Origin of the sequence: Bacillus sp. FDAARGOS_1420, from assembly GCF_019344915.1 — a bacterium.
GTDB lineage: Bacteria > Bacillota > Bacilli > Bacillales > Bacillaceae_G > Bacillus_A > Bacillus_A mycoides.
Genome location: NZ_JAHWJB010000001.1, coordinates 1,738,505 through 1,758,247, shown reverse-complemented (window position 1 = coordinate 1,758,247; position 19,743 = coordinate 1,738,505). Strand labels below are relative to the sequence as shown.

The window sequence follows — 19,743 nt, the reverse complement described above, 5'->3', positions numbered from 1 at the left end:
CCCCACTCCTATACCATGTAATTGTCTCTATTATTTTTCTGATATAATCTCTTTTTGTTCTACAGGTAGTTCCTCTTGCTCTTCCAATTCCACTTCGATAAACTCTGGTTCTTCCGTAATATCTTTTCGCACCACTTCGTCTTGCTGCGCTTGTGTCTGAACTTCAATGCTAATCGGTAAGTATTTAAACATGTACCGAACCACGGTTTTCTTCGCCATTTCTTCATAGTCGCTACTCCAAGGGCTATAGCTAGAATTAGCGGATGCAGAACGTTTTCGGCGTTTCTCAATTTCACTTTTCGGCATAAACTCCATTTGATACCCGCCATCTTTAAAATGTGCGACTGCGTATGCTCCGATGAAAGCACCACGATCCCCATGTGACGGCTTATGCTCCAATTTTGGATGTAACCCCAACTCATATTCGAATTCGTCATTTTCATGTACAGCATGGGCATACATACTTTGAATATGACCAGACCGTCTTGCGAGGTCAATCATCCCCTTATACCCAATGATAAATGTCGCTTCACGCTTATACGGTAAGATGTAACAGTGTCCTAGTAATCCTGGTTCCAATCCTAGCTGTACGGCTTGCATCACAGCCCCCATAAGAGAAGGAACTGCACATTCGAGAAGCTTTGGATTCGTTCGAATTGTTGTTAAAGCAATGCGACTCATACGGTTCATATCCATATGCTTAGGTAATACTTCTGCCATTCTTGGCGCCATTTTCTTCATGTATGCTTCTACTGTTTGTTCCGGTGTAACTGGCGCACTTTCTTTTCGATTTGTTAACTGATTTTTCAACTTTTCATTTGTAGCCATATCTAATCCACTCCCTATTTTTTATTTCACTGAAAACTTTCTTGATATAGTTTCGTTTGTATATTCTTTATGTAAATCAGGATGTTCTGTTTTGAATCGTTTGCTATCAAAACGATTACTTGTATAGGACTTCCATTTGATGGTGTAATTCTCTGTTGTCCCTTTCTCATGAGAACCTAATTTCGCTTTCAACTTGTTCTCATACTCTGCCTTTTGTTCTTTTAACACGCTGATTTCTCTTTCTACTTGCTCTCTCGCTTCAATAAGTAGCTCTTCTTGCTTTCCTAGACTGATAGAACTATCCTCAATAGATTCTGGATACATTTGCTTGAGTAGCTGCGTAGATGCCTCTGAACCGTCAAACATAGGTGGCTCGTCCTTTTCGACGTGATTCCGCCAAAAGTCCCGTTCCATATTGATAAGATACTGGATTATATCCCCATCCCGTTCGATCTTTTTGTACACGAATTTGTTGCCACCAATTAATACGGCAATCCACCATGCTTCATAGCCTGTCACAGCCATATAGTGCTGACACTGAAGAAGATAAGCGACCGGTATTTCTTCACCTTCCCATTCTTTTTTCAAATATTCTGAAGCTGTTTTACATTCAAGACCCACTCGTTCTCCTACAATGAGCCTGTCCACATTCGCAAGCATCCAAGGATACTCTGAGTGCTGCAAAATAGCATTTCGACGTTGTACCTTTAGTCCCGTACGTTTAGCAAACTCCTGTGCGACCACCTCTTCAAGCACGTTTCCAAAATAAGCAGACTCACTTTGTATGTCTTCTTGTTCAATAGCTTGCGTTTTCTCAAGAAACACCTGTACTTGCGACTTCCATTTACTTAAGCCAGCAATGGCTGCCACATCTGAACCACCTAGTCCTTGCTTACGTACTTCTAACCAAGCCTTACGATCCATATGTAATGTATTTGCCAATACCTTTGCCTGCATGTTTCTTTCACTCGCCTTCTGTGGTATACTGACTTCACCTTAAATTTTATTGAGAACTCATTCCCGTGAGTTCTTTTTTTATTCTCCTGCCACAAACCGTGTGCCATGTCTCTCTAAAAGCTTCTCATTACATTTCTCGCAAATAAGGTTCCCTTCAAATTCGTAATACGTCATGCCGAAATACAACTCACCGTCACAATCACTACAATAGTGTTCGAAGTCTTGTCTAGAGGAATCGTGCGGATTACCTGTAACGCTTTGATTTTCTAGCATTCAACTAACCTCCTCAGAAAGCGTAATATAATGCACCCTCTCCACAACATCGACATTCACACCTACACTTCTCAAACGATGAACAATTCCTTTTATGTGCGTACGTTCCTCGTCATACTTCTCTTTCACACGATACAGCTCTGCCAATTCCCTTCGGGCTAACCTGGCTTCTTTGATCCAGATACAAAATTGATAGGGATTCTTTTTTTGTAGTGCATCAACTTGTTGTTGTTCGCAATGCTGTAAGAATTCATCGAGTATTTGTTTCTTTTGTAAGTCCCTTTTTAAAACTGATTTTGTCATATTGGTTTCCCTCTCTTCTTTACATGCAATAGCAATCATTTGGACACATTTACCAGTGTTCTTCATAACTAATTCGTGTTATGTTACAAATTAATAAAATACTTTGACACCCAATCAATCTGTATTTTATTGGTTTACATTGACACCACCATTCTTATTACCCATAACCATTTGGTGTCAGAAAGCCCTTTATAGGGCTTTTTTATTTCTCAAACAGCTCGTCCACTGTTGTTTTAAAGTATTTTGCTAGTTTTTGTGCTTCTTTTAGGGTGAAGCCACTTTTACCGTGTTCTTTAGCAAAATATGTTCTCGGTGCAATATGAATCAAATTTGCTGCTTGCTCTTGTGTCATGCGTTGCTCTTTTCTAGCGATGTATAGATTTTTGTGCATGGGTATCGCTCCTTGTTTAATAATTTCGCCTATATTAACATCAGGTTAACAAAAGCGCAAAAATAATAAAAACTTCAGGTTAACATTTTTGGATTAACTCGTCTGTAGATATGTTATATAGTTGCGATAATTTCCCTAACTTCTCTACACTTGGTTGCCTTTTTCCTTGTTCTATGTAACAATAACCACTCTTAGTACAATTCAAGTAATTAGCTACGTACTGCTGCGTATAGCCAAAAGAATTCCTTAGACTTTTTGCTTGCTTTGCATTAAATTTTATCATTCATCTCACCCTAATTTATTTCGATAAAATAATCATACAACTTCGTTAACATCACGTCAACGATGAAGATGAAATTTATTCTATTTATTTTTAATGTTGTCTCTTAGTTAACTTTTTGGTATATTTTATATATAATGAGTGATAAGGGAGAACTATACAGATGGAAAATATTATCGGGAAAAGAATTAAAGAGATTCGTCTTTCGCTTGGTTACAGCCAACAACAGTTTGCAGATCACATAAAGATCAGTAAACCTATGATTTCTTATATAGAATCTGGAAAAAAGACCCCCTCTAGAGAAACTGTATCGAAAATAGCTAACATATCTAATATCTCATCAGATTATATAATGGGATTATCAAACGATAAGCAACCAGATGCAATCCCCCTTTCGGAAGTTCAATTAGATTTAAAATATTATATTGACAAAATTGAAAAATTCGATGATGAGACAAAGGATTTCGCCATAAAAAAAATTAAAGCTCTCATTTCTGCATTAGATTTAGAAATCTATAAATAAAACTGGTGGTTAATAGCACAATGCTAACAACCACCAGTTTTTTAATTTCCTTTAGCGATTCTGTCCCCTTCACATTGTAGTAAAAGTTTATCAATTTCTTTTAACGTGAGAATTGCTGGTTCAACACCATCTTTAGCAAAATTTATTAATATTTCTATCTCTTTTTTATAGTCCATTCAAATACCCTCCATCTATTGGTTTTACATTGATAATAATTCACAATGATTCGTTTTTTATTTTTTTACATGAAAAATCGAATTGTCCTTAAACGTACGAAATGCGATTATCTTTTGAGATAATCGCATTTCGTACGTTTAAACTATTTAATTTTACAAACCCCCGCCTCCTGGTTCGCTATAATACTGTTTTTCTATTGAAATTTGTTTTATTTGTTGTGTGCTATTATCCTTACTCTCATTAAACAACAATGTAAATGAAAACATTATTATTGGTATCACCATTAAAATTCTTTTCAAAAGCCCCTCTCCTTTCCGTGTTGTAATTTTAACATCTCCCTATATATTTTCCAAATAACATTTAGGAAGGTTCGCATAGAAATAACTGTGTTTCTGAATAAACATCATGTATGATTTTTCGATTAATCTTCTATCTTTCCTAATTAGCCCTAAATAAAAGGTCGAAAACTCATTCAGAGAACCATTTTTTCTCTCGAGCTTCATAAGCAATTCTTCAGCTTTAACTAAATTTCCTTTTTTATACTCTAGGTATGCCTGGTCATCTAAGTCTAGAACGTCTGGTAACGTATGTATATCTCGATAATGATGGATTTTCAAGAAAATAATTGTACTTTCAATACGCCTTTTCTTACGTTTAATATCTTTATCCTCTTTAAAATGAGCCCCATTTAAAATAAAGAGCGATTGTTCTAAATATTTTTTAGATGCCACATAGTTCTCTAACAAGAACGACTCACCGAGATTATAAAACACATTAGCTTTTTGCAAGAGTAAATTTGGATTTTTTTCACAAATATCTAGTAAGTCCATACACGTTTGGCGTGCTTTTTCAATCTCATTTCGCATCATATAAACTACAATTATAATTTCCTTAATTCTTACTAAAAAGCTACTGCATATAAATTTATTCGGTATTTTTTCACTTTTTACATTCGGCTCTATATTTTGAATTTTTTTGTATAACCTTTGATAATCTTTCATTTGATACATCGCTTGACATAGCAATATATCTATTAGTATTTTTGCTTCATTTGATTTTACCGTATGTTTATATTCTTCTAATTCATCACTAAAATCATAAGGATCATACTGCTTAACAATTTTAAAATGTTTGTACGTAATATCATATATTTTAGCACATTCTCGATTGACTTCTGTAGCCGAAAATTGTTCCCTTTCCACAATTTTCTTCATATCATCTAATTCTCTTCGAAACGAAGCATACTCTAACGCTTCACGTTGGTTTTCAGGTTTTGCATAAAGTAAATAGCTAGATACAATCTCATTTTGCAATGTCACAAATGGCTTACCATATAGTTTAATAATAATATTAATCAAAAAATTAAAACTTATTTCAGTTTTTCCATTCAAAATACTTGACAATGTACTCGGTGCAATATCTAGAAAAGAAGCTAACTCCCGATTGGTTATCTTGGCAGAAAACAAATCATCTTTGAGTTTGGTTATAATTGTATTCATGACCTGCTGCTTATATGTTCCAGCATCTAGTGTTTTCAAATAATCCCCCTTTTCTAAAAACAACAGCCTAAAGTTTATCAACTTTGAACTACTCTACGATTGATGGCTATGTGCTAATCTAAAGAAAAACTCGTAAACGAAATGTTTCCTAACTAAGTACCTCTAAGAGGCGGCGTATGATTGCTTTATTAGAATTACCTCCTACACACGCTCTGCGAGTTTTTACACCTTTTGTTTCTTGCGATTATTCCGTCTATTCACTTGACAGAAACCCCTATCCTGTATACAAAATCAATGTTATCACGAACCTACATTCTCTTCCAACCCCTTACAACTTGATAAATATATGACCCGAGAAATTTGTTGTATTTCCATAAAAATTAATTTAAAAATTTTCCATTTCTAATGAATATTGGTTCATTTTTATTATATTCTACTAAAATCACGTGTAGAAACCAGCCATTTTTTAATAATTTCGCCCAACCAATTTCAAATCACATTACAATATTATAAGAAACAAATGTCGAACTTTCTCAATATGTGTCACGCCATTAGATATGGTACTATTATTTTATCCTTACTTGTTCCATCCTGATTGGTGTCCCTAACCAATCTCCCCATTAATCCTAGTGGGGAATTTTATTTTCATGTAGGTAATATGTTAGTAAAAGTAAAGTGGTATAGTCGAAGAAAGGCTCTCAATTTATTTTGAGAGCCTTTTCTTTTGGTAACAGACAAGTTATAATCTACTCAATAAATCGAATTATCAATCTTTATATATACAGGAGGGATTCTTATGGTGATCTACAAAGATAAAGAACGAGGAACATATTTTTTTGTTGTCAGAGTCCGTCAATTTGATGGTACTCAAAAACAAGTAAAACGTCGTGGATTTAAAACGAAAAAAGAAGCACGTGAAGCGGAAGCTAAAATGTTAGTTGAAAAAGAAACAAACTCGAACTTAACGTTTGCTCAAATTGCGGATAGTTATTTTGATTGGTATTGTCAGAGGCGGAAACAGTCTTCGATTACTACTGTAAAAAATACAATTTATCGCCATTTAATTACTGAATTTGGCAGAATGAAAATCGATCGGATTACAACAAAACATATCATGAACTATCAAAATAAAATCATACATACGTATTCAGCTGATTCTCTAAAAAGAATTCACACTGTACTTTCAGCCATATTCAATTTCGCGATAAAATTCCATGGATTAACTAGTAATCCTGCACGAATTGCTGGCAATTTTGAAGTTGAGTCAAATAAAAGAATGAATTTTTGGCAATTTGAAGAGTTTAAGCAATTTATTGAAGTTGTAGATGACCCAATGTACATAGCTTTTTTTTCAACTCTTTATTACAGTGGTGCTCGAAAAGGAGAGTTGTTAGCTTTAACTTGGAATGATATAAATTTTGATGAGAAGAGTATAAATATTAACAAAACAGAATATAACAGACAGATTACAAAGCCAAAAACAAAATCGTCAAACAGAATTGTTATGTTATCTTCCCATGTCATGAACCTATTAATAACACTTAAGAAGGCTAGTATGAAAAAGTCGCCTGTAAAAACAGATTATGTTGTATTTGGGGAGTTTTATAACAGCATAGCTACGACTACACTCGACAAAAGATACTTAAAATACACTAATCTTTCTGGTGTAAAGAAAATCCTTTTACATGAATTCAGGCATTCTCATGCATCTTACCTTATTAACAAAGGCGTAAATCCACTAGTAGTAGCTCAGCGACTCGGTCACTCAAATGTGGCAACAACTTTAAACACTTACAGTCATTTATACCCATCAAAACAAGCAGAAGTAGTTGCATTTATGGAGAATGACTTGGTATAATAATTAAAATTCATTACCAAGTCGTTACCATGTTTACACCAAGCATTGATATTAATAACTTAAGTTTAATCGTTGCCATTAAGCCACCCGCTATTCCGAGATTCGCGACAATAATGGAGAATTCCCCACGTGATATAAGTGTTAAACCGATATTCGTAGAAGCCTTATGCGATAACCCGGCTTTACGCCCTGCAATCATTCCAGCTGTAAAATTACCGATGAGAGTAATGAAAACTGCTCCTAATGCCAACCATACTGCTCCTCCAAGCGAAAACGGATCTATACTTAAACCGAAGCTGAAGAAAAATATAGCTCCAAAGAAATCACGAAACGGGACGACGAGATGCTCGATCCGGTCACTATGCTCTGTTTCTGAAAAGACGAGTCCTAACAATAAAGCCCCAATCGCTTCCGCAACATGAATTGTTTCTGAAAATCCTGCTACAAAGAATAAAATAGCGAATATTACGATAATAAAAATTTCGTTTGACGAAATATCTAATACTTTATTTAGAAACGGCGTAGCTTTTCTAGCGATTACAAAGAATAGGAGCATATACCCTACCGCGATTAACACCGATGTAAGAGCACCTACAAATGATGTTGCACCACCGAGTACTAACCCTGAAACGACTGATAAATATACAGCTAAAAAGATATCATCAAACATAATGATTCCTAATATTAATTCAGTCTCTTTATTACCAGATCTTCTTAAATCAACAATTACTTTTGCAACAATTGCACTCGATGAGATTGTAATAATTCCAGCAATAATTAACGTTTCTAATAAGGGGAAGCCCATAACATATCCATAAAGTAAACCTAATATGAAATTAAGCGATATATGAACACTACCCCCAAAAGCAATCGACTTTCCTGATTTAATTAATTTTTTTATTGAGAATTCTAAACCTAAATAGAATAAGAGGAATATGACGCCAACACGGCCGAGGAAGGAAATAACTTCTCCGCTTTCAATAAACCTTAAATCGATAAGTCCTAAATCTGGGGCATGAGGCCCCACTAACATACCGAGTATAATGAGAAACGGAATAATCGAGAACTTTAACTTCGCAGCGAGGATAGCTGCAAAAGCTACTAATACTAACGCAGTTCCAACTTCAAAGATTAAAGTATCCATCGATTAGGAATCACCTCCTGCTGAAAGCAATTCATTAATAATTCTTTTCACTTCATGTCTTTCACCCGACAATACGAGCATATCGCCAGCTTCAATAATAGAGTCTGGACCTGGATTAAAGAATTTCTTCATATTCTTTTTCAAAATAGCAATAATCGTTACGTTATATGTTTTTCTGACATGTAAGCTACCAATTGTTTGTTGTACTACTGGTGCATTATTCTCCACCTTAAACCATTCAATTGATAATCCTTCAAAAGCCATCTCAATTGTGTCTAGCGCTTGCGGCCTATATACCATTCCGCCTAATATAGCCGCAATTTGTCTCGCTTCAGAATCACGAAGAGAAATGCTTGAAATACTCTCATCATGATCCGCATCAAAATGGTACATTTCCCTTCTTCCATCATCATGAATAACAATAACCATTTTTTCATTACCTTTTGTTATCACTTCGAATTTACATCCAATGCCCGGTAGTTCACTCTCTCTAATATTCATATTTTCCGCCTCCTAAAGTTTTTAGTTACGGCTTTTACAAATCTACATCAATCTCTGTTTTAAACTTCTCATCTTTTGAGATTCCTAAATACTTGAGCGTTTCTGATGGAGTTGCGTGATGAAAATGCTTTTGCAATAGCGCAATCGCTATTCCTCTTTTGTACGCATGAAATCCAAATGTTTTTCGCATTGAATTCGTTCCAATCTTACCAAGTATCCCAACCGCTTCAGCTGCGCTATGGATAACACGATACGCTTGTTGGCGCGAGATTGAATTTGTCGTTTTATTAGATTGAAATACGTAGTTTTCTCTTTGAGCATCAATAGATTGTACGTACGTTAAAAGGGCTTCTTTTACTTTTGTATTTAAATAAATATCTTGTTTAAATTTTTCATCTTTCACAGGAAGAGAATAAAACTCTTTAACAGTCTTATCTTCATTTAATACCTCTTCAAATTTCATACTAAGTAGCTCAGTGATCTTTAATCCAGTGTTAATTCCAATAACAAATAAAAGATAATCTCGCTGCGAGTGCTCTTTTAAATACTTTTTCATAGCCTCAATTTGGCTTATATCTTTTAATGCCTCTACAACTTCCATACATGTATCTCCTCATCTTATGAACGGTAATTTTCTCATTATCCTGTCCATTTTACCTTATCATGCTATGAGATTTCCATGTATTATCCATTATTTTCACAATATACTCTTACGACAATTTTTCATTTGGAAATTTATGATTGTACAAATACGGTGTGGGTAGAAAAAATAGGGGGAGTACAAGTTCAGCTTCTTTCTACAGATCGGATTCCTCCTTTCATTTTTCGGTTGCTGATACTTTCATATTATGTTACTTATTTACATTATATTATACATTTCAGTAACATTAAAGTGTTTTTTCTGAAAATATAAAAAACCGAGCAGTTTCGCTCGGTTTTTCATTAATCTTCTTTCGGAAGAACAATTCCTTTATACAATTGAACTGTAATGAAGTAATAAATCGCATAAATAACTACGAAAATTACGATTGGAACCCAAATACGGAAGTAAGGATCCATTAAAATAAATCCGAAAATATTCATACCAACTAATACGTGAGCGATCCCCACAATTGCTGGGAATAAGAATACTAAGAATAATTCTTTATAAATCGATTTCGTTAATAACTCACGACGCACACCGATTTTGCGAAGCATTTGATAACGCGTAATATCTTTTGATGCACCAGAAAGAATTTTAAACATTAAACAACTTGCCATCATTGCTAAGAACGCAATTCCAAGGAAGAATCCCATAAATACTGTTCCACTCGCAATGCCGTAGAATCCATTGTAAGATTGATATTTACTATCTAATCTTTCAGCTTTTACATTTTTATATTTAACTAGCTGCAACTCGTCAAGTTTTTTCCATTCTTTTGTGTATGCTACAAAATCGTCTGTTTTTCCAGTAACTACGATTCCTTCTTTACCATTTACAGTATCGTACATTTTCTGATCTACAATTTTAATTGCATGATCTTCATATAGATAAAATGGCTGAATTGTTCTGAAAGCCTCGTTCCATTCTTCTGGAAGTTCTTTAGCACTCGCATCTTTTTCATTCATTTCTCTAGAAACTGCACCTACTGGCAGTTCCTCTGAAACTTTCTTTGTTTTTCCTAAATCCTTCATACTTTCCATCTGTTTTGTATCTTGTACGAAAGGAGGGTTTTTCTCTAAATCTTCTTTTACATAATAAACGTATTTATTATCAACTTTGTAACGATATTCATTTTTCTCTTTAAATGTAATACCATCTAAAATTTTCTTTTCTTCAGCTGTTGGGTTATGAATAACTGAATCATATATTACTAAACCATCAACCATTTTTATAACGTTATTTTTAAACGCCATACCACCTGAAATTGCACCTGCTCCAAGAGCAACTAACATCGCTACCGTTGCAAGTACTTTCGTTAAGCTATTTATACGGAAATTTAATTGTGCAAACGTAAAAGCGTTAAGTCCTTTTTCACTACGTTTTTTATTACTCTTTAACTTTCTAATGATAACTGGGAGAAGTGATCCAAATAGCATGTAAGTACCAGTTGTTGTTGTAATTAATGCAATAAGGATTCCCATTTCTCTTAATTTTTCCATATAGATCATTGAAGCATAGCCAATTCCTAATAAAATAACAGCAAGGATTGCAACGACACCTGTCATTTTTCCTTTTACCGCAACACGCTCTGTTTGTGCATCCGCATGTACAAGTTGCAGTACAGAAATACGTGATAATTTAATACTGTTCATAATTGCTGATAATACAAATAGTGCAAAGAAGAAGATGCAAGTAACAGTCATAGATGGTAGATAAAATGCCTTATAGCCTTCACCAGAAAATTCTAATTGTTTCATTAATAACTGTCCGATACCTTCTGCAAGTCCTACACCAACTGTAAGTCCAATCGCAAGAGACGCAGCACCTAATACAATCGTTTCAATAAACATAAGTAATGTAACTTTATGCTTTTTTGCACCTAACATCATGTACATACCAAACTCTTTTTGACGAAGAGATAATAAGAAAGAGTTTGCATATAAAATGTAGAAGAACGTTATAATTGCTAATAAAAATGAACCTGCTTGGAATACGAAACCAATAGACTTAATAACAGAATTGGATTCGATAAACGCTTTATTCAGCGCTAACGTTTGGAACATATAAAAAATTGAAATCGACATGACAAGACCAACAAGTAAGACAATATAATCTTTCAGCTTACTCTTTAGCCCTGACATGGAAAGTTTAAATAACATGCCCTAGACCTCCCTTCTTACGCTTTTTGTGTGCCTAAGTCCGCAAGCACATCTAAAATTTCTTTATAAAATTCTTCACGCGTACCACCGCGGTGAATTTCTTTATATAGCTCACCATCTTGAATGAATAAAATACGCTGACAGTAACTTGCACTATATGGATCATGCGTAACCATCATAATAGATACGCCTTGTTCTTCATTTAAGTTTGTCATCGCATCAAGTAAACTTGCTGCATTTTTCGAATCAAGAGCTCCTGTTGGCTCGTCTCCTAAAATAATTGCCGGCTCATGCACTAGTGCACGCGCTGCTGCTGAACGTTGTTTCTGTCCACCGGATACTTCAGTTGGATACTTTTGAAGAATTTCTGTAATCCCTAACATAGCCGCTACTTTCTCTACTTTCGGTCCAATATTACGTGATGAAACACCTTGAAGTGAAAGTGGAAGTGCAATGTTCTCATAAATAGATAAGTTCTCTAATAAGTTGAAGTCTTGGAAAATGAATCCTAACTTTTGCGAACGGAAATCAGAAAGCTCACCTTGCTTCATTTTCGTAATGTCCGTACCCGCAATTTCAACAACGCCACCCGTTGCTTTATCAAGCGTTGAAATTACATTTAATAATGTCGTTTTACCAGAACCAGATGGTCCCATAATACCAACAAATTCACCCTCTTGAATTGAGAATGATACACCTTTTAACGCGTGTGATTGGTTCTCACCTTTTTTACCGTACACTTTTTGAACGTTTTTCACGTCTACAACTGGTTTCGTCATATATATCCTCCTACGCTTGTTTTTCCATTACCTATTTTGCGCCTTTTGGAGGTGAACTGCTATTTATTAACATTACAATTACCTTACACTTTTGTAAGAAAAAAAACTGAGCATGTAAGCTTAGTTTTTTCATTAGTAAATGCAATTTTATCAGCGATTTTTCAAATATATCGACTTACCGACAAAAGATGACAATAAAAATAGGCTGTTTCGCATGTGGAACAGCCTATTTCCTACTCTTATTTCTTTAAAGGCGTTACCGTCCAATACGTAATAACACGCCAAATCCATTCTAGTGGACCCATTTTAAAGATTTTCATCCAAATCATACTGAAAATAATTTGAATGGCATAAATTGCGATACATACATATAACGTTTGCATATATGTTAAATTACCTGCAAAGTTAAACACACTACCTGCGATTAAAATCATTGCAGTTTGTCCAATATAATTTGTTAAAGCCATACGACCGTAATATTTCAGTGGTGCTAACAAAGTTTGAACTGGTTTTAATTGAAGTAGCAAAATTAATGCTCCGACATAAAAAGCTGAAATAATTGGTCCAACTGTAACACCAATTTTTAAGAATTGACCTGCAGCATCCATTGTTCCATCCTCAGTCATAAGTATCATATTTACAAATGGTTCAGCAGGAACATGCCCATATTGATACCATAAAGCTATCACACTTAAAACAAACATAACACCTGTAAAAATAGCGACTTGCTTTATTTTCGCTGAAAGATTTTCAAATACTTTGTATTGTCCTGCAGCAAGACCTAATAAAATTAAACCTAATGGTAATAATTCCTTAGCTGCCATAATACTAAAAACTATCGTAAGAATAAGACCGATTACTAAATTTATTTGCTTCTTCACTTTATAAAATGGTAAAGTGACTAATCCACAAATTGCGTATAACGCTAGTGCTTCCCCAGGCTGAAACATTTGATGAATCAAACCAAAAATAAATAGTGCAACTAAGCGGCGTAGAAATAGAACATATCCATTCTTCCCTTTCGCAATTGCTCTTGTAATGAAGATATAGAATCCTACTCCAAATAAGAATGAAAAGATTGAGAAGAAACGACCTTCTACAAATAAGTATAGAAACCTTTGATAACTTGCATCCACTGTACTAGGATCTGGAACTTTAATATTCAGTAACGCCAAAATATTTACTAAAATAATCCCCAGTAATGCGAAGCCACGAATGTAATCTAACTCATCAATTCGTTTGTTTGTAATATTGTTCCCCATAATGCAACTCCTTGTCCTAAATTAAATCCTCCCCTACTCTACTGGAAAAATAAGCTTACAACTATCGACAAACCTTACAGGAATCTTACATTATTGTCATATAGCAAAATAAAACCAGGTCATATTGCGACCTGGTTTACTCTGATTGTTTTGATCTTTGCGGTTGTCCTTTTTTACTATTACGCTGTTTCACTTGCACAACCGGATCAAGCTCATTTGAAAACTCAGCGTTATGTCCATTTTGCGTTTTTTGCTCTGGATTATTTTGATCTGAACGTTTCGCCATTACATTCACTCCTTCTTAGTGCGGTGTAATAATCATTTGATGTTGCAATTGGCGAATTGCCATACGTGCTCTATTTAACTGCTCACGCTGCTCATCATTCGCATGTTGCTGCATAGTTTGTAAGTCGTTATATGCTTGTTCTAATTGTAACTGAGCATCCGAATACTCCATCGTATTGTAATGCTCTTGTCTCATGCCTTGGTCTAATTGTTCTTTCGCATATTCCACCTCTTGTTCTGCCTGTGTAATATACTCTTCAAGTGATTGACGCTCTGCCATAATTGTCCCTCCTTGCTTCAATTCCCCTTTAGTGTGTCCCTTCCATATGAACCTTATGAGTATGTTATAATGGATTTTGTTTCATTTTGACTCGTCTTAGGAGGGAAAATAATGAAGGTTCAAAACCCTTTTCCATATACAAATGACAATAAACGTTATCATACATGGAATTACCACTTACGAAATGAATTTGGTGAAAAAATCTTTAAAGTTTCATTAGATGCTGGCTTCGATTGCCCGAACCGTGACGGTACAGTTGCTTACGGCGGCTGCACGTTTTGTAGTGCTGCTGGATCTGGTGACTTCGCTGGTGATCGCCGCGATGATGTTATAACGCAATATCATGAAATGAAAGAAAAAATGCGCTCAAAGTGGAAAGACGGAAAATGTATCGCTTATTTTCAGGCTTACACAAATACACATGCACCACTTGAAGTGTTAAAAGAAAAATTCGAACCGCTTCTAGCAGAAAAAGACGTTGTCGGTCTTTCTATCGCAACTCGTCCAGATTGTTTACCAGACGATGTCGTTGAATATTTAGCGGACTTAAATAAACGTACGTACCTTTGGGTTGAACTCGGACTACAAACTGTTCATGAACGTACTGCAAATCTTATTAACCGTGCTCACGATTATCCATCTTATGTGGAAGGCGTAAATAAATTACGCAAACATGGCATTAGAGTTTGCTCTCATATTATTAACGGTCTTCCCCTTGAAGATTACGACATGATGATGGAAACAACTCGTGAAGTAGCAAAACTTGACGTACAAGGAATTAAAATTCATTTACTTCATTTATTAAAAGGAACGCCAATGGTGAAGCAATACGAAAAAGGACAATTAGAATTCCTTTCTCTTGAAGATTACGTAAGTCTTGTTGTTGATCAACTTGAAATTATTCCAGAAGACGTAATTGTGCACCGCATCACAGGTGACGGTCCACCTGATTTAATGATCGGTCCAATGTGGAGCTTAAATAAATGGGAAGTATTAAATTCCATCGATGCAGAATTTGTACGCCGCGGAAGCTGGCAAGGAAAATATGCAAATGAGGAGAAACAAAAATGAAATTAGAACGTGTATTACCGTTTGCTCGCTCGCTGCTGCAAACGGCTGTTAAAGAAGACGATTACGCAGTAGATGCAACGCTTGGCAATGGACATGACACTTGCTTTCTAGCTGAAATCGTTGGGGATAACGGAAAAGTATTTGGATTTGATATTCAAAAAGAAGCAATCGAAAGCTCTACTATCCGCCTGAAAGAAAAAGAACTTTTCGAACGTACTGTTTTAGTTCATGGTAGTCACGATACACTCTTATCCGTATTACCAGACGACGCAAAAGGAAAAGTAACAGGAGCAATCTTCAACTTAGGTTACCTTCCTGGCGGTGACAAGCATATTGTCACAAAACCGAACTCAACAATCTCAGCGATCGAACAACTATTAGACGTAATGGCACCCGAAGGTATCATCGTCCTTGTCATTTATCACGGACACCCAGAAGGACAAGTAGAACGCGACGCTGTTCTCACATTTGCAGAAGAACTAGATCAAAAAGAAGCTCACGTTTTGCGATACGGCTTCATTAACCAGCAAAATAACCCACCATTTATTGTGGCAATTGAGAAGCGATAAAGTGAAACTTTAATCAGTGAGGTTTACTGTCCGGCAAATAGCGGGATAATTATATCAACGATTTTTCAGATATATCGATCATTCGACAAAACATAACAAAAAAAGACGTGCATTCATTGCACGTCTTTTTCTTATTCTCCTATATAATGGATGTATACAATATTTGAAGAAAGAAGGATAGAACTTTGCTAGTAGAACTAAGGGGAATTCAAAAGAAGTATGGCAAATCACTTATACTAGACAACATCGATTTATCCATTCCAGAAGGAGAAGCACTCGCTATTATTGGTGGGAACGGGACTGGAAAAAGTACTTTACTCAAAATAATTGCAGGCTTTATTCCACCTACGGCAGGGACACTTCAAAGAAAAGAACATATACAAATCGGTTATGTCCCTGAACATTTTCCTGAAGGAATTCGTTTTACATTAGAGGATTATTTATATCATCTCGGCCACATTCACGGTTTATCAACAAAATATTTAAGAAATAAAATTCCGATGCTCCTTGAATCTTTTCATCTACATCATGCAAAGCATTACGTTGTACGAAACTTTTCAAAAGGTATGAAACAAAAAACAGGCATTATGCAAGCATTACTTACGGACGTCCATTTATTAATTCTAGATGAACCTCTTTCTGGGCTCGATCCTAACTCTCAGCAAGAATTAGAGCATATTTTACTCTCATTAAAACAACAAGGCATATCTATACTCTTCACATGTCACGAAAAACAACTACTAGAAAACTTCGCCGATAGAATTGTGACATTAGCAAATCATACAATTGCGGAAGATACCTCTGTGCAAAAATCAACAGAACAGGTCTATATTGAGGCAATTGTTCACGAAACATTTTCATCTATAGAACTACAAAAGCAATCAGGATTTATACAAGTTACACACAATTCAAATCAAAACCTCATTCAATTACAAATCGAAAAGGAATATACAAACGAAATGCTTCAGTTTTTATTACATAAAAAAGCATCTATCACACTGCTACAGCCTAATTTTTAAATCGAAAGAAGGTTTATTATGTTTGCGCTTATTCGTTACCATTTTCTCGACTACACAAAGTCGTATAAGTACATTCCTCCTATTGCGATGTACTGCATAAGCTTACTTTTTGTATATACATATAAACCGACTCCTATTGTACCGACATACTTAGAAACAGCTCTCGCCCTTTATTTATTATCTGCCTGGATTACAGTCACAATTTTTCATACTGAAGATCCTGTACAAGAACAAATCACTATTTCACATACAAATAATATTTCGGCATTATACGTTGGTAAATATATTACGGCTCTTCTTATTTGTACTGTTTTATCTTTTATATCCGTAATCTATCCAATTATTTTGCAAATGTTTAATGAAAAAATGACAGCTTCTTTATTTCTAGTCGGATTTCTCGCTCACATGTCTTTATCTATACTAGGAATTTCAATCGCAACATTATTTACTAGAAATATTATTCAAAAAGCAAGCACCGCTTGGCTTAGTCTTACATTTATATTACTTATGACGATTGCCTCAATCCGGTTAAAAAAAGAGTTACTATGGTTTTTACCACCTGTCGAAAGCTTTATAATGCTTGGACAATACAAATATAATATACTTACTCATACTCTATGGCTTACAGCTTGGGCTATCGTATATTCATTTTTATTACTTACTTTATTTCTGTTTCTCGTTCGCAGAAAACGTTTTTGATTACATATTAAAGGGGACTAAACAATGATTGGAATACTAGCAGGAATGGGTCCAAAATCAACCGGACCATTCGTCGATACAGTTGTAGCAGAGTGCCAAACAATATATGGAGCAAAGCATGATATAGACTTTCCTCATATGATGATTTATTCGTGCCCAACACCGTTTTATATGGATCGCCCTATTGATCATGCGGCGATGAAAAAAGCGATTATTGAAGGAGCGCAAAAACTTGAAAGTACTGGTGTAGATTTCATCGCAATGCCATGTAATACAGCGCATCTTTATTTCGAGGAATTACAACGTTCTATTACCATTCCTATTTTGAATATAGTCGATGAGACGTTAAAAGCAATTCCTGAAAATACAAAAAGAGTCGCTCTTCTTGCAACAGAAGCAACTGTTCAAGCAGGTATTTACCAAGACGGGATTACAAAACGTAATATAGAGTACATTCATAATGAACAATGGCAAGAAATGATTAATCAAATTATTACTTGTATTAAAGGCGGAGAAATTGAGGAAGCTCGTAAATTATGGAGTCTGCTCGTTTTACAGTTAAAAGACGAAGTAGATACCGCTATTATCGCATGTACCGATTTGAATGTGGTGGTGAGTGAGGACTTTGTTGATTCCGCTCAATGTCTTGCGAAAGCAGTTGTTAGGATCTATGCATCAAATATAAAAAAGTCTTCATAAACATAGAACACATCCTTTTTAAAATGTGTTTTATGTTTGATAAAAACAACCAAAACTTTTAACTTTTTTCACAATTCTTTCAAAGTAATCACACTTAATCTCGCTATATTAAATAAGTAGTTTATTCATATAGGGAAGGTTAGGGGAACTGAAGTATGAAACAAAATCGTTCGCTTCATTACATTTTTTGGCGTTGGCATTTTTATGCCGGGCTTTTTATTACGCCGCTTCTTATTACTTTGTCACTGAGCGGAATTGGGTATTTATTTCGGGAAGAAGTTGAAGATTTCATCTATAAAGATTTATATTTTGGGAAGAGCGCCCAAACAGAATCTATTTCGATGGCTGATTCGCTTTTCTTAACAGAGAAAAAATATCCACATTATAGTGTGGCGAAAATTAGTGAGTTTAATGGGGATTATAATACGAGACTTACCATTGCTAATGAATATACAGGAAAGCAAAAATTTGTGTATTTAGATAGCAATAATCAAATTGTTGGGGATCAAAATGCAACTGAAACATTTGCCAATATAATGCGGGAATTACATAGTTCCCTTTTAGTCGGTGGCACTGTCGTCAATTATATTGTAGAACTTGCAGCGTGCTGGACAATCTTTTTAATTGTAACCGGGTTGTATATGAGTATACGCCAATTCAAAAACACACCAGCATCCAATAAGCGAGAAAAGGCAAAACGACGTCATTCTATTATCGGTATTATATTTACAATTCCTCTCGTTCTTTTAGTTGCATCAGGTTTACCTTGGTCAGGATTTATGGGTAACCAAATTTATAAAATCGCAGCGTCGAATGAATCAATCGGATATCCGAAATTGTATATGGCACCACCTGAATCAAAGGTAAAAGAATTACCCTGGGCAACAAGAAAAGAAGCTCCTCCGGAATCAAACTCAAATGAACCAAAAGCAATTTCAGTTGATGAATTACAAAAAGGAATTGAAATAAAGAAGCCATACGTTATCTCACTACCGACTGATCCGAAAGGTGTATTCACTGTTTCGAAATCAAGCGGTTCCGGTATTACGGGTATGGATGTGGCACCAAATGAAGAAATAACAGCTTACTTTGATCAATATAGCGGAGAACTCATTTCGAAAACGGACTATCGTGATTATGGATTATTTGCACAATGGTTTACTTACGGTATCCCGCTTCACGAAGGACATTTATTCGGATGGCCAAATAAAATATTATGCTTACTAACGACGTTATCTTTATTACTTCTTATTTATTACGGAGTAAAAATGTGGTTAGCAAGAAGGCCGAAAGGAAAATTAGCAGCACCTCCTAAGCAAAGAGATAAGAAAAGCACATTCGTTTTCTTTATCATGATGGTTATACTAGGCGCTGTCATGCCTTTATTCGGACTATCTGTTTTAGTTATTTTCGCGATTGAACTTCTCATATATGTATTTTCAAAAATACGATCATAGTAAAAAGGGACAGTCCAAAAAATCTAATTTTGGACTGTCCCTTTTTCATTATTGAGCAAAATTGCAACAGCACATGAAATTATATCG

General features: G+C 35.2%; 25 protein-coding genes. 8 read left to right on the top strand and 17 right to left on the bottom strand.

Annotated elements, in window-relative coordinates:
* Window positions 1–30: 30 nt before the first annotated feature.
* The 6 genes from recT to I6L50_RS09345 all read right to left on the bottom strand — a co-directional run bounded on the left by recT (window position 31) and on the right by I6L50_RS09345 (window position 3,035).
* Window positions 31–828 (bottom strand): recombination protein RecT, encoded by a 798-nt coding sequence (gene recT / locus I6L50_RS09370; RefSeq protein ID WP_219301182.1) that lies wholly within the window; start codon window positions 826–828, stop codon window positions 31–33.
* A 21-nt stretch (window positions 829–849) separates the two neighbouring features.
* The gene (locus tag I6L50_RS09365; RefSeq protein WP_219300530.1) at window positions 850–1,785 is read right to left on the bottom strand and encodes a YqaJ viral recombinase family nuclease; all 936 of its coding nucleotides are present in this window, start codon (window positions 1,783–1,785) and stop codon (window positions 850–852) included.
* 78 nt (window positions 1,786–1,863) lie between these two features.
* A complete protein-coding gene (locus I6L50_RS09360; protein WP_219301181.1) occupies window positions 1,864–2,058 on the bottom strand; it encodes a hypothetical protein in 195 nt (64 codons plus the stop codon).
* Window positions 2,059–2,361 (bottom strand): hypothetical protein, encoded by a 303-nt coding sequence (locus tag I6L50_RS09355; RefSeq protein WP_219301180.1) that lies wholly within the window; start codon window positions 2,359–2,361, stop codon window positions 2,059–2,061.
* Between the two features lie 202 nt (window positions 2,362–2,563).
* The gene (locus I6L50_RS09350; RefSeq protein WP_219301179.1) at window positions 2,564–2,752 is read right to left on the bottom strand and encodes a helix-turn-helix transcriptional regulator; all 189 of its coding nucleotides are present in this window, start codon (window positions 2,750–2,752) and stop codon (window positions 2,564–2,566) included.
* A gap of 79 nt (window positions 2,753–2,831) precedes the next feature.
* On the bottom strand, window positions 2,832–3,035 hold the full coding sequence (locus I6L50_RS09345) for a helix-turn-helix domain-containing protein (protein ID WP_023523420.1): 204 nt from the start codon (window positions 3,033–3,035) through the stop codon (window positions 2,832–2,834).
* Window positions 3,036–3,195: 160 nt separating this feature from the next.
* On the opposite strand from I6L50_RS09345, the gene I6L50_RS09340 reads away from it, so the two are divergent.
* A complete protein-coding gene (locus I6L50_RS09340) occupies window positions 3,196–3,555 on the top strand; it encodes a helix-turn-helix domain-containing protein (RefSeq protein ID WP_023523421.1) in 360 nt (119 codons plus the stop codon).
* A 41-nt stretch (window positions 3,556–3,596) separates the two neighbouring features.
* On the opposite strand, the gene I6L50_RS34750 is transcribed toward I6L50_RS09340, so the two are convergent.
* The 3 genes from I6L50_RS34750 to I6L50_RS09330 all read right to left on the bottom strand — a co-directional run bounded on the left by I6L50_RS34750 (window position 3,597) and on the right by I6L50_RS09330 (window position 5,270).
* Window positions 3,597–3,731 carry a hypothetical protein gene (locus I6L50_RS34750; protein ID WP_255290028.1) on the bottom strand — a complete coding sequence of 45 codons (135 nt, stop codon included), beginning with the start codon at window positions 3,729–3,731 and terminating at the stop codon, window positions 3,597–3,599.
* A gap of 153 nt (window positions 3,732–3,884) precedes the next feature.
* Window positions 3,885–4,031, bottom strand: coding sequence for a hypothetical protein (locus I6L50_RS09335; protein WP_176524837.1), 147 nt, complete (start codon window positions 4,029–4,031; stop codon window positions 3,885–3,887).
* A 39-nt stretch (window positions 4,032–4,070) separates the two neighbouring features.
* Entirely contained in the window at window positions 4,071–5,270 is a 1,200-nt protein-coding gene (locus tag I6L50_RS09330) for an AimR family lysis-lysogeny pheromone receptor (RefSeq protein ID WP_307896963.1), read from the bottom strand.
* A gap of 757 nt (window positions 5,271–6,027) precedes the next feature.
* Between I6L50_RS09330 and I6L50_RS09325 the strand changes: the two genes are divergently transcribed.
* Entirely contained in the window at window positions 6,028–7,089 is a 1,062-nt protein-coding gene (locus I6L50_RS09325; protein WP_219301178.1) for a tyrosine-type recombinase/integrase, read from the top strand.
* Between the two features lie 13 nt (window positions 7,090–7,102).
* Here I6L50_RS09325 and I6L50_RS09320 read toward each other — a convergent pair whose 3' ends face one another.
* The 8 genes from I6L50_RS09320 to I6L50_RS09285 form a co-directional block, all read right to left on the bottom strand.
* A complete protein-coding gene (locus I6L50_RS09320; RefSeq protein ID WP_219301177.1) occupies window positions 7,103–8,233 on the bottom strand; it encodes a cation:proton antiporter in 1,131 nt (376 codons plus the stop codon).
* Between the two features lie 3 nt (window positions 8,234–8,236).
* A complete protein-coding gene (locus I6L50_RS09315) occupies window positions 8,237–8,734 on the bottom strand; it encodes a cation:proton antiporter regulatory subunit (RefSeq protein ID WP_001026048.1) in 498 nt (165 codons plus the stop codon).
* 34 nt (window positions 8,735–8,768) lie between these two features.
* On the bottom strand, window positions 8,769–9,335 hold the full coding sequence (locus I6L50_RS09310; protein ID WP_219301176.1) for a tyrosine-type recombinase/integrase: 567 nt from the start codon (window positions 9,333–9,335) through the stop codon (window positions 8,769–8,771).
* A 341-nt stretch (window positions 9,336–9,676) separates the two neighbouring features.
* Window positions 9,677–11,536, bottom strand: a complete 1,860-nt coding sequence (locus tag I6L50_RS09305) for an FtsX-like permease family protein (RefSeq protein WP_219301175.1) — start codon at window positions 11,534–11,536, stop codon at window positions 9,677–9,679.
* A 17-nt stretch (window positions 11,537–11,553) separates the two neighbouring features.
* Entirely contained in the window at window positions 11,554–12,315 is a 762-nt protein-coding gene (locus I6L50_RS09300) for an ABC transporter ATP-binding protein (RefSeq protein WP_219301174.1), read from the bottom strand.
* A gap of 239 nt (window positions 12,316–12,554) precedes the next feature.
* On the bottom strand, window positions 12,555–13,577 hold the full coding sequence (locus I6L50_RS09295) for a DUF418 domain-containing protein (protein WP_215584172.1): 1,023 nt from the start codon (window positions 13,575–13,577) through the stop codon (window positions 12,555–12,557).
* A 136-nt stretch (window positions 13,578–13,713) separates the two neighbouring features.
* A complete protein-coding gene (locus I6L50_RS09290) occupies window positions 13,714–13,863 on the bottom strand; it encodes a hypothetical protein (RefSeq protein WP_001129345.1) in 150 nt (49 codons plus the stop codon).
* 15 nt (window positions 13,864–13,878) lie between these two features.
* Entirely contained in the window at window positions 13,879–14,142 is a 264-nt protein-coding gene (locus I6L50_RS09285) for a YtzC family protein (RefSeq protein ID WP_219301173.1), read from the bottom strand.
* 111 nt (window positions 14,143–14,253) lie between these two features.
* On the opposite strand from I6L50_RS09285, the gene mnmL reads away from it, so the two are divergent.
* The 6 genes from mnmL (at window position 14,254) to I6L50_RS09255 (ending at window position 19,656) form a co-directional block, all read left to right on the top strand.
* Complete coding sequence (gene mnmL / locus I6L50_RS09280; RefSeq protein ID WP_002034421.1) at window positions 14,254–15,213, top strand: tRNA modification radical SAM protein MnmL/YtqA; 960 nt, start codon at window positions 14,254–14,256, stop codon at window positions 15,211–15,213.
* Window positions 15,210–15,782 (top strand): tRNA 5-(aminomethyl)-2-thiouridylate-methyltransferase MnmM, encoded by a 573-nt coding sequence (mnmM, locus tag I6L50_RS09275; RefSeq protein ID WP_219301172.1) that lies wholly within the window; start codon window positions 15,210–15,212, stop codon window positions 15,780–15,782. The genes mnmL and mnmM overlap by 4 nt, the downstream gene beginning before the upstream one ends.
* Before the next feature lie 185 nt (window positions 15,783–15,967).
* On the top strand, window positions 15,968–16,801 hold the full coding sequence (locus tag I6L50_RS09270) for an ABC transporter ATP-binding protein (protein WP_002015688.1): 834 nt from the start codon (window positions 15,968–15,970) through the stop codon (window positions 16,799–16,801).
* Window positions 16,802–16,819: 18 nt separating this feature from the next.
* Complete coding sequence (locus I6L50_RS09265) at window positions 16,820–17,500, top strand: hypothetical protein (RefSeq protein ID WP_002067629.1); 681 nt, start codon at window positions 16,820–16,822, stop codon at window positions 17,498–17,500.
* Between the two features lie 24 nt (window positions 17,501–17,524).
* Window positions 17,525–18,199 (top strand): aspartate/glutamate racemase family protein, encoded by a 675-nt coding sequence (locus I6L50_RS09260; protein WP_219301171.1) that lies wholly within the window; start codon window positions 17,525–17,527, stop codon window positions 18,197–18,199.
* A 155-nt stretch (window positions 18,200–18,354) separates the two neighbouring features.
* Window positions 18,355–19,656, top strand: a complete 1,302-nt coding sequence (locus I6L50_RS09255; RefSeq protein WP_219301170.1) for a PepSY-associated TM helix domain-containing protein — start codon at window positions 18,355–18,357, stop codon at window positions 19,654–19,656.
* The last annotated feature ends 87 nt before the right edge of the window (window positions 19,657–19,743 follow it).